We start from the raw sequence: 13355 nt of genomic DNA, 5'->3' as shown, positions 1-13355 counted from the left end.
TAAAAATTGAAAATGGACAATTAAAAACTGCTTGTAGCGCGTGGCAAATATACCAAACAAAATTCAAATTCCGAACCATCGCTCCGGCAGGCGCCCCCTCGATGTCTGGTCCTCGCTGCGCGCGGAGGCCATCTCGAGGACATCCTGCCCTCCGCTACGGTAAATAAGCATTCGGCTTTTAAAGTGAATTTAAAGTATAAAAGATTCATTTCAAAAAATGGAGCAGGTAAGACAGAAAGGAGAAATTACAATGGCTGAGAAGAAATTTCCAAAGGATTTCGTCTGGGGGTCGGCAACGGCTTCTTATCAGGTCGAAGGATCACCTCTTGCAGACGGCGCGGGTCCGTCTATATGGCACAGGTTCTCACATACACCCGGTACAACGCATGAGGGAGAAACGGGAGATGTGGCATGCGATCATTATAACAGGTACAAAGAAGACATCAAACTCATGAAATCTTTAGGGCTCAAAGGATACAGATTTTCGATCTCATGGTCGAGGATCTTCCCGAATGGTAAGGGCAAGATAAATGAAAAGGGTGTTGACTTCTACAACAGGGTCATAGATGAACTTCTTAAAAATGAGATAACTCCATTTGTCACGATATATCACTGGGACTTGCCTGCAGCCCTTCAAGATATCGGTGGATGGACAAACAGAGACATCGCGAACTGGTTCGGAGATTACGCCGATTATCTCTTTCAGAGATTCGGAGATAGGGTCAAGCATTGGATCACGTTAAATGAGCCATGGGTCATGGCCTTCATAGGTCATATGTACGGGGAACACGCGCCCGGTATGCGCGACATATACGCGGCCTTTGCAGTTGCCCATAACGAATTAAGGGCACATTCAAAGGCAGTCGAGGCATTTAGATCGGAAGGAATAAAGGGAAAGATAGGAATAACCCTTTCAAACGGATCTCACGATCCCGCCACAGATTCAACTCAAGATGTACTTGCGGCGAGGGTGACACATGAATTTTCCAACTATCCTCTCTTTTTGAATCCAATCTTTAAAGGGAAATACCCCGAGCACATCGAAAACTTTGAAAAAGAGTTTTTGCCAAAAGGATACGAAAAGGATATGGACGAGATCAAAAGGCCAATAGATTTCGTAGGGATCAATTATTATTCCGGAGACGTTGTCAAAGCCGATCCATCGTCACCGATGGGCGTAAAGATAATGGGCCGTGGCCTTCCGAAAACCGAGATGGGATGGGAGATATATCCCGAAGGATTTTACAAGATCCTCAAAGGAGTTCAGGACGAATACAATCCAAAAGAGGTTTACGTAACCGAAAATGGTGCCGCATTCGATGACAAGGTTGAAGATGGTGCGGTTCACGATCAAAAGAGAATAGATTACCTCAGAGATCATATCTCTCAGGCTCACAGAGCACTCGAGGACGGTGTCAAACTCAAGGGATATTTTGTTTGGTCTTTGATGGACAATTTCGAATGGGCCTTTGGTTATTCTAAAAGATTCGGAATAACTTACATTGATTACAAGACTCAAAAGAGAATTTTAAAAGACAGTGCCAAATGGTACGCGAATGTCATATCCAAAAATGCCGTTGAATGAAGGAGATAAGATGATAGACCTTTGCGGGAAATGGAATGTTGCCGATGACGCAGGAGAGTTCAAATTCGAAGGCACGGTGCCCGGCACAGTCCAGGGCGATCTTGTGAATTTAAAACTCATGCCCCATCCGTACATTGGAGAAAATGAAAAACTCTTCAGAAGGCTTGAAGAAAAGTCATGGGAATATTCTAAAGATTTTGAAGTAAAAGCACTCGATAAGAAGTACTGCGATCTTGTCATAGAAGGCATAGACACGCTTGCCGAGGTGTACATCAACGAGAAATTCGCCGGAAAGTGCGAAGATATGTTCATCGGATACAGATTTCCCGTCAAAGATCTTTTGAAAGTAGGCAAGAACACGATAAGAATAAAGATATTATCCCCGATAAAGGTACCCAAGGCGCTCGAGCGAAATTACGGGAAACTTCATGCCGGCGAGGAAAGTGCAAGGGTGTATATCCGAAAGGCCCAGTATTCTTACGGATGGGACTGGGGAGCAAGGATTGCAACATCCGGCATATGGAAAAGGATATACATAGAAGAAAGAGACGATGCATATTTAGAAGGTGCGACTGCCTATTTGGAAGAGATCGACGCGGTCAAAGTTACAGGATATGTCAGATCAGTTGAAGATAAAAATTACACAGTCAAAGTCTTTATCGACAAAAAAGAGGTCGGTGATTACCCTGTTCGGGCAGGGAATGAAGGATATCTTTTCGAAGGAAGATTTGATCGCGGAGATCTCGAATTGTGGTATCCGAGAGGGTACGGAAAAAGCGTGCTTCACAACTTTGAATTCAAACTTTTCGATGGCAAAAAAGAGATATCTTCCGAGAAAAAGCGCATAGGTCTAAGGACTGTCAGAATTGTCCAGGAAAAGGACGCAGATGGAGAGTCTTTCATCTTCGAAATAAACGGAAGACGCATCTTTGCCAAGGGTGCAGACTGGATTCCGTCGGACAACATTTTGAGTTGGCTCAAAAATGAAGACTACGATAGATTGCTGGATATGGCCGCTAACGCGAACATGAACATGTTAAGAGTCTGGGGCGGTGGCATATATGAAAATGAAAGATTTTACGAAAAATGTGACGAACTCGGAATAACCGTCTGGCAGGATTTCATGTTTGCCTGTGCCGAATATCCGGATAATTTGGAATGGTTCAGAAAACTTGCCGGCCAAGAGGCAAGATACAACGTTGTCAAATTGAGACATCATCCGTCCATAGTTTTGTGGTGCGGAAATAACGAAAACAACTGGGGATTTGAGGAATGGAACTACAATCACAAGCATAATGGCGAGCATTTAGGAAATGTACTGTATTTGCAGGACCTTCCCAAAATATGTGCTAAAGAGGATCCATCCCGTCCATACTGGCCATCGAGTCCGTACGGTGGAAGCAAGGCGAATTCCGATGAGGCCGGAGACAGACATGTCTGGAATGTATGGTCTAACTGGGTCGATTACAGAGGGTACCTTACCGACAAATCAAGGTTTGTAAGCGAATTCGGATTTCAATCAGCGCCAGATCCAAAGACTATCGATTTCTTTGCCAAAAAGTCCGAAAAAGAGATCTTTGGCGATGTTATGGTCCGCCACAACAAACAGGTGGAAGGGCCTGAAAGGATAATGAAATTCATCCACAACCACTTTGGAAATGTCAAGAACTTTGACTCGATAATCTACCTTTCCCAGATAAATCAAGCCGAAGCGATAAAGACAGGAGTCGATCACTGGAGAGAAAGAAAGTACAAAACGGCCGGAACCCTCTACTGGCAGTTAAACGATTCGTGGCCAGTCTTCAGTTGGTCATCCGTCGATTACTTCAAAAGGCCGAAGGCACTTTACTATTACACGAAAAGATTTTACGCAGAACTTTTGCCTTTAATAAAAAATGACGGAGATGAATTGAGAATCATCGTGGTCAACGATTCCGAAGCGATAAGTTGCAACCTCGAATTCGATCTGTGGACTTTTAATGGCAAAAAGTTGATGGAAAGATCTTACGATTTAAGAATTCCGTCCGACTCAGTTTTGAACGTTGATAATTTCAGATTTTCGGACAATTTGGCCGAGACAATTGGCTTTGTAAGGCTAAAGGCTGGCAACAAAGTCTTTGAGAATCATGAGGTATTTGCAAACTTAAGAAAGGTAAGAGTCGAGGATCCGCACATCACATTTGAGAAGTCCGGTGATGCTCTAACGATAAAGGCGGAAAAGCCGGCCTTTGGAGTGAGAATAAGTACGGAAAAAGATGAGGTGCTCGAAGACAATTTTTTTGCGATCTCGCCGGATCGTCCAAAGCGAATAAAAGCGCCTAAATCTGATTTCAAAATATCGAGTATATATGATTTTCTTAATTAAAAAGGCCGCAGAGTGCGGCCTTTTTAAATTTCAATCGTAATTTAGACGCGTTTTTTCATCTGTCATAGTTGGAGTAAGAAGCGTTTCCCATTCCGGTGATTCCCAACTTTTAAGATTTACATGCGTAGTGTAATATTTTTGAGGTATGGGGTGTGTACCGACCACAACTTTTATTCCGTATTTTTCCTCTATGAATCTTTTGAAGTAATCGACGTAAGGACACGGAGGATATCCAACAAGCATACCTGTGGCTAAATGAATCACGTTCACTCCATTCTTTTTCATCTCGGCCGGAGCGTATTCTATATTGCCGCCGGGACATCCTCCACACGTTGTGTATCCAACTACCTCAACTTCCTTACCTTTGTAAATGCTAAAGGCTCCTTCACGGTTTTCAAGGGATCTGAAACATTTTCCCCCGGCGCATGAACGGTAACGATCGCATATTATTATACCTATTTTGACTTTTTCCATCCTTTTCCTCCTCACTTATATTGAAAAGCCTACAGCGTATCCGTCTCTTACGGCTTCGGGAAGTTTTGCAACTCTTACAGCATCTCCGACGAAATGCGTCGGGACGGGAAGATTTTCAAAAGTTCTTGGCTTTCCTCCAAAAGCCACAACGAAACTGTCAAAGTTTAATTCTTCCAGTTTTCCGTCTTTTTTGAATTGAACTGAATTTTGAGACAAAGATTCTATCTTTGCATTTGTGATTATTCTGACGTTGTGGGCATTGAGTTCTTTCATAAGGTATGATTTGCTTATAGGCTCCATTCCTATCGCCACGTCTGGCAACATTTCCACGATTGAAACTGAATATCCTTTGTCTGCAAGATAAAGGGCAGTCTCACATCCCACAAGTCCGCCACCACCGACCACAACGTTTTTTCCATTTGGCAACTTTCCATTCAAAACGTCCGGATAGATCACCACATTTGGTCCGTCTATACCTTTAACGGGTGGTATTAGAGGGTCAGATCCAACCGCGACAACGACCTCATCTGGATTTTCGTTCATGACCGTTTTTCCGTCTGCAATCGTTGAGAGCCTTATGTCCACTTTCAAATCTTTAAGAACCTGTTTGTAATAGTCGATGAGCCATCTCATCTTTTCCTTTCCCGGAGGCACCGATCCTATTCTTATAACGCCGCCTATCTCCTTTTCTTTTTCGAAGATCACAACCTTGTGCCCTCTCATGGCCGACACCCTTGCGGCCTCAAGTCCGGCAGGTCCGGCACCGACGATAACGATCTTTTTGGCCTTTATCGGAGGGACAAGCATCTCATACGATTCACTCTTTCCAACGTTCGGATTCATCCCGCACCTTATTGCAGTTCCCATCATATGCCTTGAGACTATACATTCGGAGCATCCAACGCATTTGCGAATGGTCTTTTCTTTGCCGTACATCGTTTTGATCGGCCAGTCCGGATCGGCTATGAGTGTTCTTCCCAGCGCAACGACATCTGCCGTGCCATCTTTCAATATCTTTTCGGCGACTTCGGGCTCTCTTATCATGCCAACCGCTATTACTGGAATCTTTACCCCTGAGTCCTTTATTATCTTTGCAAGGTTGGATCTCCATGCCTGCGGATAGCCCATAGGCTCTAACCTTTTTTCCTTGTCTCCAAAACCTACATCGGCATGAATTGCGACATATCCGTATTCTTCAAATTTTTTGGCAATTTCGACGCCCTCTTTTTCGGGCCTTATACCTCCATCGACATAGTCTATAACCCCTAAACGTGCACTTACAGGATAATTTCCACAAAGAGATCTTATCTTGTCAATGATTAATTTTGCGAATTTAGTTCTATTTTCTATCGATCCACCGTATTCATCTGTTCTTTTGTTTGTGAGAGGAGACAGAAATTGATCCACCAAAAGGCCATGGGCAGATTCTACCTCGACGCCATCGAAGCCTGCGCGCTTTGCTATAAGGGCAGCTTTTGCAAACTTCATCGCAACCTCTTCTATCTCATCGGATGTCATCACGTGGGGATGGAGTCCATCTGGTCTCAACTTAACATCTGATGGCGCGATGATCGGAGGATGAGATCCCATAAGACCGGGATGTGTAAGTTCTGCAAAGACAAGTGCGCCATATTTGTGAATCTCTTCTGTCAGACGGCTCAGACCGGGAATGAAACTTTCATCGTCAAATCTCGGCTGTGTTGCGCCTTCCATCGTTGATGGGTAATCTATGCAGACATTTTCGATCGTTACAAGTGCCACACCGCCCTTTGCACGCCTTGAATAATGGTATATCATCTCATCCGTAACCTCGCCGGTTGCAGAAGCGAGATTTGTCGAGACCGGCGGAAAGATTATTCTATTTTTTAGAGTAAGATTTCCAAACCTTATTTTCGTAAAAAGGGATTCGTACATAAAACTTCCTCCTTTTTGCCATCATAAATTTTATCCGCATTTTTAATTTTCAATTGTCAATTTTCAATTCTCTTCTATCTGCCACCCGCTACCCGCCGATATATATGGTGTCTCCCGCCATCTTTATAAGGCATTTGTCTCCGAGAGTTTCTTTCAAAATTTCAGTTGCCCGCTTTCCCGTACAGTGCAATGGCACAACCTCCACGCCGGCAGCCTTAAAAATTTTTGAAATTTCATTTATCCTTTGAATATTTGAGTTTAAAAGATGAAAGCCTCCCATTACCGTCTGAACTTTGACCGCTTTTGCGAATATATTTTCTATGCCACGGTGGGCACAACCGGTGATAAGAACTCCGTCTTTGATGAGATTTATCTCGTCTTCGAAAAGATCGTGATGACCGTTCACTTTGAAGTTGGGATCTATGTTTTCTTCAATGGTCGGGACATCGTTTAAGATCGTAAATCCATCTATGATATCATTCCCTTCAAGAAGATGGACGTTGGCCATCTTTTCTATATCCTTCCATTGGTAAGAAAAGCCGGCAAAACGATCGCCGGAGTATTTCGGTACAAGTGCCTTTTTGTGGAGGTAAAGATCTACTCTTCCGACTTTTGCGAGCATATAAGGTAATCCTCCGATGTGATCGTAATGGCCATGGCTTATGAAGATCCTTTTCACCTTTGAAAGATCCACACCGAGTTTTTCGGCATTTTTTACGGCAACATCGCTCGTTCCCGTGTCAAAGATCGTATCATCGTCTATCAAAAGAGAAAGTCCGTGCTCGGAAAGAAGACCTGGCCTTGCGATATCGTTACAAAGTATCGTTACTTTCACGGCCTTCCCTCCATTTTAGGCTTGACGACAAAAAATCTTTTTTCATGGTACGAAATTTCTTTGACACTTTTGTCATTTCTCATTTTAGAGATTATCTCCTCCGGCCTGGCGTTGAATTTCAGGCATATTTCCTTTATCTGATCTTCCCTCATTGGATGGCGCTCGCATATTTTCAAAATCTCATCGTAGAGATGTTCGGGATTCACGTTGAATTCCCCCTCTTCATATCCGGATATCACGTAACTTTCGAGTATTTCGTGTGCTTTCGCGATGGATTCTTCGTCTGGTATCTCTACCCATGGTTCTGCGGGAGGGCGAATTGGGACATTTATGTAGACTCTGTCCGGATTGACATCTTTTAGAATATTCTTGATTTTTTTGATTTCTTCTTCAGAATCATTAAGCCCTTTGACAAGCATTACCTCGACCCACAATTGTCCCGTTCTTATCTTTGAAAATTGTTTTAGACCCTCAACCATTCTTTCAAACTTTATCTCTTTGTGTGGTCTATTTATCCTTAAAAAGGTTTCTTCACTGCCTGCATCCAAAGATGGCAAAACGACATCTGCATTTCTCAGGTCCATTCTAACATCTTCGTCGTACAAAAGTGCACCGTTTGTTATAACGGCAACGGGAAGATGGGTAAGTTTTGCCTGATCTATCAAATATCCTATCGATTTACAAAGTGTTGGTTCTCCCTCTCCCACAAAGGTTATGTAATCGATCGATCTGTTTTCTTCAACGCTTTGAAAGATCTCTTTTAGGATCTCCTGAGGATCGAAAAAATCTTTTCTTAAGTTTGTAAAATGATCCGTTCTACCCAACTGGCAGTAAACACACGAGTAATTACACGTCTTTGATGGAATTGGACTTACTCCCAGTGATCTGCCAAGTCTTCTCGATGGTACCGGACCGTAGACGTATTTCATCACCACTCACCCGGATCGTGTCTGTGCTCTCCATGGCCCGATCCTCTTCCCATACCTCTTCCGCCACCTCTTCCAAACCCTCTTAACGCTGGATTTTCATAATTAGGCCTTATCGCATCTGTTGGACACACTTCCATACACTTTCCGCACCTTGTGCATATATCGTTATGTATGTAAGCCTTTTTACCTTTCATCTCTATTGCACCTTCAACGGGACAGGCCTTTACACAAATTGCACATCCTTTGCACAGATCTTCCTTAACCCATGGCATAAGTCTCACCTCTTTCAATTTTTTATTCTACGTGCTACCCGCCACGTGCTGTTTGAGATATTAAATTTTGGACGATACATTTTCCCACACGCGCTTTATCTCCTCTGAGGCGGAACAATCGTAAAGGATTACAGGCTGCGCGTTTTCAGTTGCCCTCTTTACGCATTCATCGTAAGGTATTTTTCCAAGCATTTCGATCTCTTCGGTTTTACAGTATTCCTCGATCTCTTGCGTTTTTGAGGGATTTATGTCGTATTTGTTTATGACAACACCCATTTTTATTCTGAAATGCCTTACAGTTTCGACTATGCGTCTGAGATCGTGAAGGCCACTCATCGTTGGCTCTGTAACCAGAATAACGTAATTAGTGGATGTTATCGAAGAGGTTGCCGGACATCCAATCCCCGGTGCTCCGTCTATTATCACAAGAGGAATTTGAGAATCGTACGCAACCTTAAGTGCGAGTTTTCTTACCTCGGCTATGAGATCACCGCTCGTTTCTTCAGATGGTTTCAAAAGCGCATGAACCATCGGACCATTGTCAGTCTTTGAAAGATAATATTCACCGCTCAAGGACTGGACAAGTTGTAAAGCCTTCGCAGGACACGCTATTGTGCATGCCCCACATCCTTCGCATGCGTATTCATTTATCACGTAACGATCGCTATCGAATTTTATGGCATCGAATCTGCAAACCTGCTCGCAGACACCGCACATTACGCATTTTTCTTGATCTAAGACTGCCTTTTTCGATCCGAAATACTCGTGCCTTTCGATTATCTGTGGCTTTAGAATTATATGAAGATTCGGAGCATCGACATCGCAATCTGCCATAACTCTCTCTTTGGCCAGATATGAAAAAGATGCCGATAGGGTGGTCTTTCCCGTTCCGCCTTTTCCGCTTACAATGGCAATTTGAAAGACTAACATCTTGTCATCACTCTTTCAAAAAGATCTAAAAATTTGTCGACGTAATTTCCTTTTTTGGAAAAGAGAAAGCCTGTCGAATAATCACGCGCGATTTCTGGATCGTATGGGATCGTCATGAGAATAGGTATTCCCTCTTTGTCCAAATATCTCTCTACTTCTTTGTAACTTCCGTCGTATCTGTTTATGACAACTCCCCTTGGAATGTTGAACTCACGCGTTGATTCTATGGCCAATTTGAGATCGTGAAGCCCAAATGGGGTTGGTTCTGTCACAAAGATCGCAAAGTCGGTATTGTGAATCGTTTCGATAACGGGGCAGGAAGTGCCCGGGGGTGCATCGAGTATTACAACATCGGCCGAAGGATCGATATGCCTTTTCAACTGCCTTATTATTCTAACGGGCGATGGTTCTCCTATGTTCATGATGCCCTCTCCAAAGATTATTCCTTCTTCCGTCGTGCCTAATTTTATCGTACCTATGTCCTTTGGTCTTTCGGATATCGCTTTGACAGGACAGACCATCGAGCATACGCCACAGCCGTGACAGAGATTATCGAAGACCATTATGTATTTTGGAGAAACCGTTATCGCCGAAAATTCGCAAGATTTTGCGCATATTCCGCAATGCGTGCATAGATTCCTATCTATGACCGGTAAAAGTATTTGAACACTTTCTTCATAATTGTAATTCACGTTAAAAAATATATGGGCATTCGGCTCTTCGACATCGGCGTCAAGCAATTGAACTTTCTTTCTCGCGACGTTGAGAGAATATGCCAGATTCGTCGCTATGGTCGTTTTCCCTGTTCCACCCTTTCCAGAAAGTACCGTGATCTTCATATCTCTTTGAGTTCTCCACTTTTAAACTTTCCTATGGCATCTTTTGCACTTAATCCTCTTCCATCGTAAACTTTGATCTTGGATTCTCTTACGGCTTCCATGGCCGTCTCTCCGGGAATGGCCGAAATTATGGCAGATACATCGTTGTCCATAGCAATTTGAACAGCCTTCGGACCTGCGCCATGAGATCCGATCGAGGAGTTATCGATAACATCAAAATTCCCATTTTCAAGGTTATATATCAAAAAGTAGGAAGTCCTTGCGAATCTATCTGATATCTTGCTTTCTAAAGATGGACTATCTGTGGCAAGCATTATCTTCATTTTTTCCCCTCCATGTCGCAATACTCTAAGGCCGCATTTGCGGCCTTAGATCATTCTTTGTCGAGGTCTTGAATGGCCTTGTTCAATTCTTCAAGTTCGAGTTCGAGTCTTTTTTTGTGGTAGGTATAGAAATCTTTGAGTTCTTCCTTTGTCATGTATCCTCTTCCATACCAGCCAAGGCCATATCCTCTGCCGTAACCAAATCCTCTACCATAGCCAAATCCAAGGCCCAAACCTCTTCCGCGTCCTCTTCCGTATCCGGGATAATAATCGAAATCATCTCTCCACATCGTTATTCACCTCTTTTCAACATTTGACTTCACATATAAGAGTATATCACTTAAATGAAAGTAAGTCAATACCCTTTGTGGTAACAGTCATTTACCTCAAGCGAAGGATATAGTCCGTTACGTTCAATATTTTGGAAGCAATCATTCAGAATTTGAATTTCGTTTGGTATATTTTATGAACTTTATCTTTCCGGCAAGAAGGCTTAGAAGAAAGACGAAAGTCACAAAAAATACTATCGACGGGCCTGAAGAGATGTTGAGACTGTATGAAAAGATAATTCCCGAAAAGATCGTTACCTCTGCAAGCACAATAGATAGAATGACTATGGATGAAAATCTCTTCGCAAGAGATTTTGCCGATGCGGCTGGCGCTATTATTATCGAACTTGCAAGAATTACCCCAACGAAATTGACTATCACGACTATCGCAAGGGAAATAAGAGCCATGAATATGTAGTAATCTATGCCGACGGGGACTCCGGCGATCTTTGCAAAATCTTCATCAAAGGTCATGTACTTCATCTGGCGCGATCTAAGTATGTACCACAATACAACGCTTCCAAGAACTCCAATTGCAAGGTAAAGATCGTTATTTGAAATGGCGAGTATGTCTCCAAAAAGATATCCCATTATGTCTGTATGATAGCCAGACGATAGACTTATGAGAAAGATTCCAAGCGCCATCGCAAAAGAAAAGAGTATTCCTATAGAGACATCTTCGGATATTTTGCCGGTTCTACTTGTAAAACCTATGAAGATTCCAAGACCTATGGCAAAGATTATCGCCACCGGCAGTGGAGAGACTCCAAGCAATATTCCAAGCGCTATCCCGGCAAAGGTACCGTGAGATATTCCAACGCCTATGAAAGACATCTTCCTGTAAAGGATGAATGGCCCTATAAAGCCCGAGACGATGGCTATTACGGCACCTATTAAAAGTGCCCTTTGTATGAAGAACAACGTGAAAAATTCAAACATCGTCTTTTTCCGAATGGAGGTGATGATGCTCCACGATCCCTATTTTTGGACCATAGAGTTTTGAGACTTCAGTACATGTTAAGACCTTGGCCGATTTATCGTGGGGAATAAGTTCTCTGTTTATACAGATTATATTGTCGGCATACTCCGAAATGAATCCAACATCGTGGCTCGACATTATGATCGTTAATTTGAAATCGTCCTTTATCCGCTTTATCATATCGTAAAACAAAGACTGGGCCTTCGGATCCATTCCGGTCAGAGGCTCGTCCAGAATAAGAATTTTCGACTCAGTTGCAAGGGCTCTCGCCATGAGGACTCTTTGCTGCTGGCCACCGCTCAATTCGTTTATATTTTTGGATGCGAAATTCTCCATTTCGAATACCTTAAGAAATTCAAAGGCCTTATTTTTTCTTGTATGATCTGGTTCTTTGAATCTGTACCTGCCCATCTCTACAACCTCAAGCACGGTTATTGGAAATTGGGAAAATTGAGATCCTCTCTGGGCAAGGTACCCTATGGAATTCTTTTTAAGGTATCTTTTGTGATCTATCCCGTCTATTTCTATCCTTCCCTCATATGGCAACAATCCGACCAAGGCCTTTATAAAGGTGGTCTTTCCACCTCCATTTGGCCCCATTATGGCGTGAAACTTTCCATCCTCGATCGTGAGAGATAGGATAGAAAGTGCCTCGAAGTTGTCGTACCGTACACTTAAAGAATTCACCTTTATCATTTCAAAGCCTCTAAAAATCCCTTGACTATGGCATTCATAAGATCGAAATAGTTAAAATTGAAGATAGGATTTATCTCCACAATCTTTGATCCCGTTTGACTGGCCAGTTGATTTGCAAGTTTCGAAGAGGTAACCGGATCGCCTATAATAGATTTTATATTGTACTTTTTCATCGCTTCGATGATCGCCTGGTAATCTTTTGGCCCTATGGACTGACCAGCATCATTTTCGAGCGAGTACTCAGTTCCAAGTCCATAGGCACGGGCAAAATAGTCCCATGCCGGATGCTGGGCGATAAATGGTTTTCCCTTTATCGGCTCAAGGTCTTTGACTATGCGATCGTTGAGTTGATCCAAAGAAAGTATGAATTTAGAAAAGTTGTTCGAAAAGATCGCTTGATCGGCGGGATCGAATTTGACAAGCGCACTGTAGACGTTGATCGCCATCATCTCGTAAAGTTTTACATCTAACCATACATGTGGATTGTAAGCGCCAGGTTCTCCTATTAAAAATTGTGAAAGATCTTTTGTGGCATCGATGACCTTTAAAGAAGGATTTATCGATCTTACCCTATCGCCTATCCACGCATCCTCTTCAAGTCCGAGATCGACAAAGACCTCTGATTTGGAAATGAAGAGTGCCTGCTGTGGCGTAAGATTGAAATTGTGAGGATTATCCCCTGGCTTTTCGAGCACACTCACATCGACGGCACTGCCTCCAATGGTTGAGACCATATACCCAAGAGGAGGTATCGTCGTAACTACAGTCAACTTTCCAAATACCAAAATCCCAACAATGGCAAAAAGTGCCATTAAAGTCGCCAAAAGTTTGATTCTCATAGATTCCCCCTTATAGAAAATTATTTTCTATAAATAGAATAACACA

General features: G+C 42.9%; 14 protein-coding genes. 2 read left to right on the top strand and 12 right to left on the bottom strand.

Going from position 1 to position 13355, the window contains the following annotated elements; all coding sequences use genetic code 11:
* The first annotated feature begins 250 nt into the window (after window positions 1-250).
* Together ATHSA_RS09385 and ATHSA_RS09380 are read left to right on the top strand one after the other, a co-directional pair.
* The gene (locus ATHSA_RS09385; RefSeq protein WP_161848827.1) at window positions 251-1585 is read left to right on the top strand and encodes a GH1 family beta-glucosidase; all 1335 of its coding nucleotides are present in this window, start codon (window positions 251-253) and stop codon (window positions 1583-1585) included.
* Window positions 1572-3950 (top strand): glycoside hydrolase family 2 protein, encoded by a 2379-nt coding sequence (locus ATHSA_RS09380; protein WP_161849009.1) that lies wholly within the window; start codon window positions 1572-1574, stop codon window positions 3948-3950. The genes ATHSA_RS09385 and ATHSA_RS09380 overlap by 14 nt, the downstream gene beginning before the upstream one ends.
* 30 nt (window positions 3951-3980) lie before the next feature.
* Here ATHSA_RS09380 and ATHSA_RS09375 read toward each other — a convergent pair whose 3' ends face one another.
* The 12 genes from ATHSA_RS09375 to ATHSA_RS09320 all read right to left on the bottom strand — a co-directional run bounded on the left by ATHSA_RS09375 (window position 3981) and on the right by ATHSA_RS09320 (window position 13309).
* The gene (locus ATHSA_RS09375; RefSeq protein WP_161848826.1) at window positions 3981-4424 is read right to left on the bottom strand and encodes a CGGC domain-containing protein; all 444 of its coding nucleotides are present in this window, start codon (window positions 4422-4424) and stop codon (window positions 3981-3983) included.
* Between the two features lie 15 nt (window positions 4425-4439).
* Window positions 4440-6338, bottom strand: coding sequence for an oxidoreductase (locus tag ATHSA_RS09370; protein ID WP_161848825.1), 1899 nt, complete (start codon window positions 6336-6338; stop codon window positions 4440-4442).
* 88 nt (window positions 6339-6426) lie between these two features.
* Entirely contained in the window at window positions 6427-7173 is a 747-nt protein-coding gene (locus ATHSA_RS09365) for an MBL fold metallo-hydrolase (RefSeq protein ID WP_161848824.1), read from the bottom strand.
* The gene (locus ATHSA_RS09360) at window positions 7170-8102 is read right to left on the bottom strand and encodes a radical SAM protein (protein WP_161848823.1); all 933 of its coding nucleotides are present in this window, start codon (window positions 8100-8102) and stop codon (window positions 7170-7172) included. The genes ATHSA_RS09365 and ATHSA_RS09360 overlap by 4 nt, the downstream gene beginning before the upstream one ends.
* Window positions 8102-8374, bottom strand: coding sequence for a DUF362 domain-containing protein (locus ATHSA_RS09355; protein ID WP_161848822.1), 273 nt, complete (start codon window positions 8372-8374; stop codon window positions 8102-8104). Before ATHSA_RS09355 ends, ATHSA_RS09360 begins: the two co-directional genes overlap by 1 nt.
* A 60-nt stretch (window positions 8375-8434) precedes the next feature.
* A complete protein-coding gene (locus ATHSA_RS09350; RefSeq protein WP_161848821.1) occupies window positions 8435-9304 on the bottom strand; it encodes an ATP-binding protein in 870 nt (289 codons plus the stop codon).
* Complete coding sequence (locus tag ATHSA_RS09345; protein ID WP_161848820.1) at window positions 9298-10143, bottom strand: ATP-binding protein; 846 nt, start codon at window positions 10141-10143, stop codon at window positions 9298-9300. The genes ATHSA_RS09350 and ATHSA_RS09345 overlap by 7 nt, the downstream gene beginning before the upstream one ends.
* Window positions 10140-10466 (bottom strand): NifB/NifX family molybdenum-iron cluster-binding protein, encoded by a 327-nt coding sequence (locus ATHSA_RS09340; protein WP_161848819.1) that lies wholly within the window; start codon window positions 10464-10466, stop codon window positions 10140-10142. Before ATHSA_RS09340 ends, ATHSA_RS09345 begins: the two co-directional genes overlap by 4 nt.
* A gap of 50 nt (window positions 10467-10516) precedes the next feature.
* Entirely contained in the window at window positions 10517-10756 is a 240-nt protein-coding gene (locus tag ATHSA_RS09335; RefSeq protein WP_161848818.1) for a DUF5320 family protein, read from the bottom strand.
* Window positions 10757-10897: 141 nt separating this feature from the next.
* A complete protein-coding gene (locus ATHSA_RS09330) occupies window positions 10898-11734 on the bottom strand; it encodes a metal ABC transporter permease (RefSeq protein WP_161848817.1) in 837 nt (278 codons plus the stop codon).
* Complete coding sequence (locus ATHSA_RS09325) at window positions 11727-12470, bottom strand: metal ABC transporter ATP-binding protein (RefSeq protein ID WP_161848816.1); 744 nt, start codon at window positions 12468-12470, stop codon at window positions 11727-11729. The genes ATHSA_RS09330 and ATHSA_RS09325 overlap by 8 nt, the downstream gene beginning before the upstream one ends.
* Entirely contained in the window at window positions 12467-13309 is an 843-nt protein-coding gene (locus ATHSA_RS09320; RefSeq protein WP_161848815.1) for a metal ABC transporter substrate-binding protein, read from the bottom strand. Before ATHSA_RS09320 ends, ATHSA_RS09325 begins: the two co-directional genes overlap by 4 nt.
* Between the last annotated feature and the right edge of the window lie 46 nt (window positions 13310-13355).

Origin of the sequence: Athalassotoga saccharophila, from assembly GCF_009936215.1 — a bacterium.
GTDB classification, from domain to species: Bacteria; Thermotogota; Thermotogae; order Mesoaciditogales; family Mesoaciditogaceae; genus Athalassotoga; species Athalassotoga saccharophila.
The sequence above is the reverse complement of the archived record's forward strand: the minus strand, read 5'-3'. Positions and strand labels throughout refer to the sequence as shown.

What these genes read in the sequence shown, in the direction of transcription:
- ATHSA_RS09385 (WP_161848827.1), top strand. Translation starts at nt 251, where the DNA reads ATGGCTGAGAAGAAATTTCCAAAGGATTTCGTCTGGGGGTCGGCAACG.
- ATHSA_RS09380 (WP_161849009.1), top strand. Translation starts at nt 1,572, where the DNA reads ATGCCGTTGAATGAAGGAGATAAGATGATAGACCTTTGCGGGAAATGG.
- ATHSA_RS09375 (WP_161848826.1), bottom strand. Translation starts at nt 4,424, where the DNA reads ATGGAAAAAGTCAAAATAGGTATAATAATATGCGATCGTTACCGTTCA.
- ATHSA_RS09370 (WP_161848825.1), bottom strand. Translation starts at nt 6,338, where the DNA reads ATGTACGAATCCCTTTTTACGAAAATAAGGTTTGGAAATCTTACTCTA.
- ATHSA_RS09360 (WP_161848823.1), bottom strand. Translation starts at nt 8,102, where the DNA reads ATGAAATACGTCTACGGTCCGGTACCATCGAGAAGACTTGGCAGATCA.
- ATHSA_RS09355 (WP_161848822.1), bottom strand. Translation starts at nt 8,374, where the DNA reads ATGCCATGGGTTAAGGAAGATCTGTGCAAAGGATGTGCAATTTGTGTA.
- ATHSA_RS09350 (WP_161848821.1), bottom strand. Translation starts at nt 9,304, where the DNA reads ATGTTAGTCTTTCAAATTGCCATTGTAAGCGGAAAAGGCGGAACGGGA.
- ATHSA_RS09345 (WP_161848820.1), bottom strand. Translation starts at nt 10,143, where the DNA reads ATGAAGATCACGGTACTTTCTGGAAAGGGTGGAACAGGGAAAACGACC.
- ATHSA_RS09340 (WP_161848819.1), bottom strand. Translation starts at nt 10,466, where the DNA reads ATGAAGATAATGCTTGCCACAGATAGTCCATCTTTAGAAAGCAAGATA.
- ATHSA_RS09335 (WP_161848818.1), bottom strand. Translation starts at nt 10,756, where the DNA reads ATGTGGAGAGATGATTTCGATTATTATCCCGGATACGGAAGAGGACGC.
- ATHSA_RS09330 (WP_161848817.1), bottom strand. Translation starts at nt 11,734, where the DNA reads ATGTTTGAATTTTTCACGTTGTTCTTCATACAAAGGGCACTTTTAATA.
- ATHSA_RS09325 (WP_161848816.1), bottom strand. Translation starts at nt 12,470, where the DNA reads ATGATAAAGGTGAATTCTTTAAGTGTACGGTACGACAACTTCGAGGCA.
- ATHSA_RS09320 (WP_161848815.1), bottom strand. Translation starts at nt 13,309, where the DNA reads ATGAGAATCAAACTTTTGGCGACTTTAATGGCACTTTTTGCCATTGTT.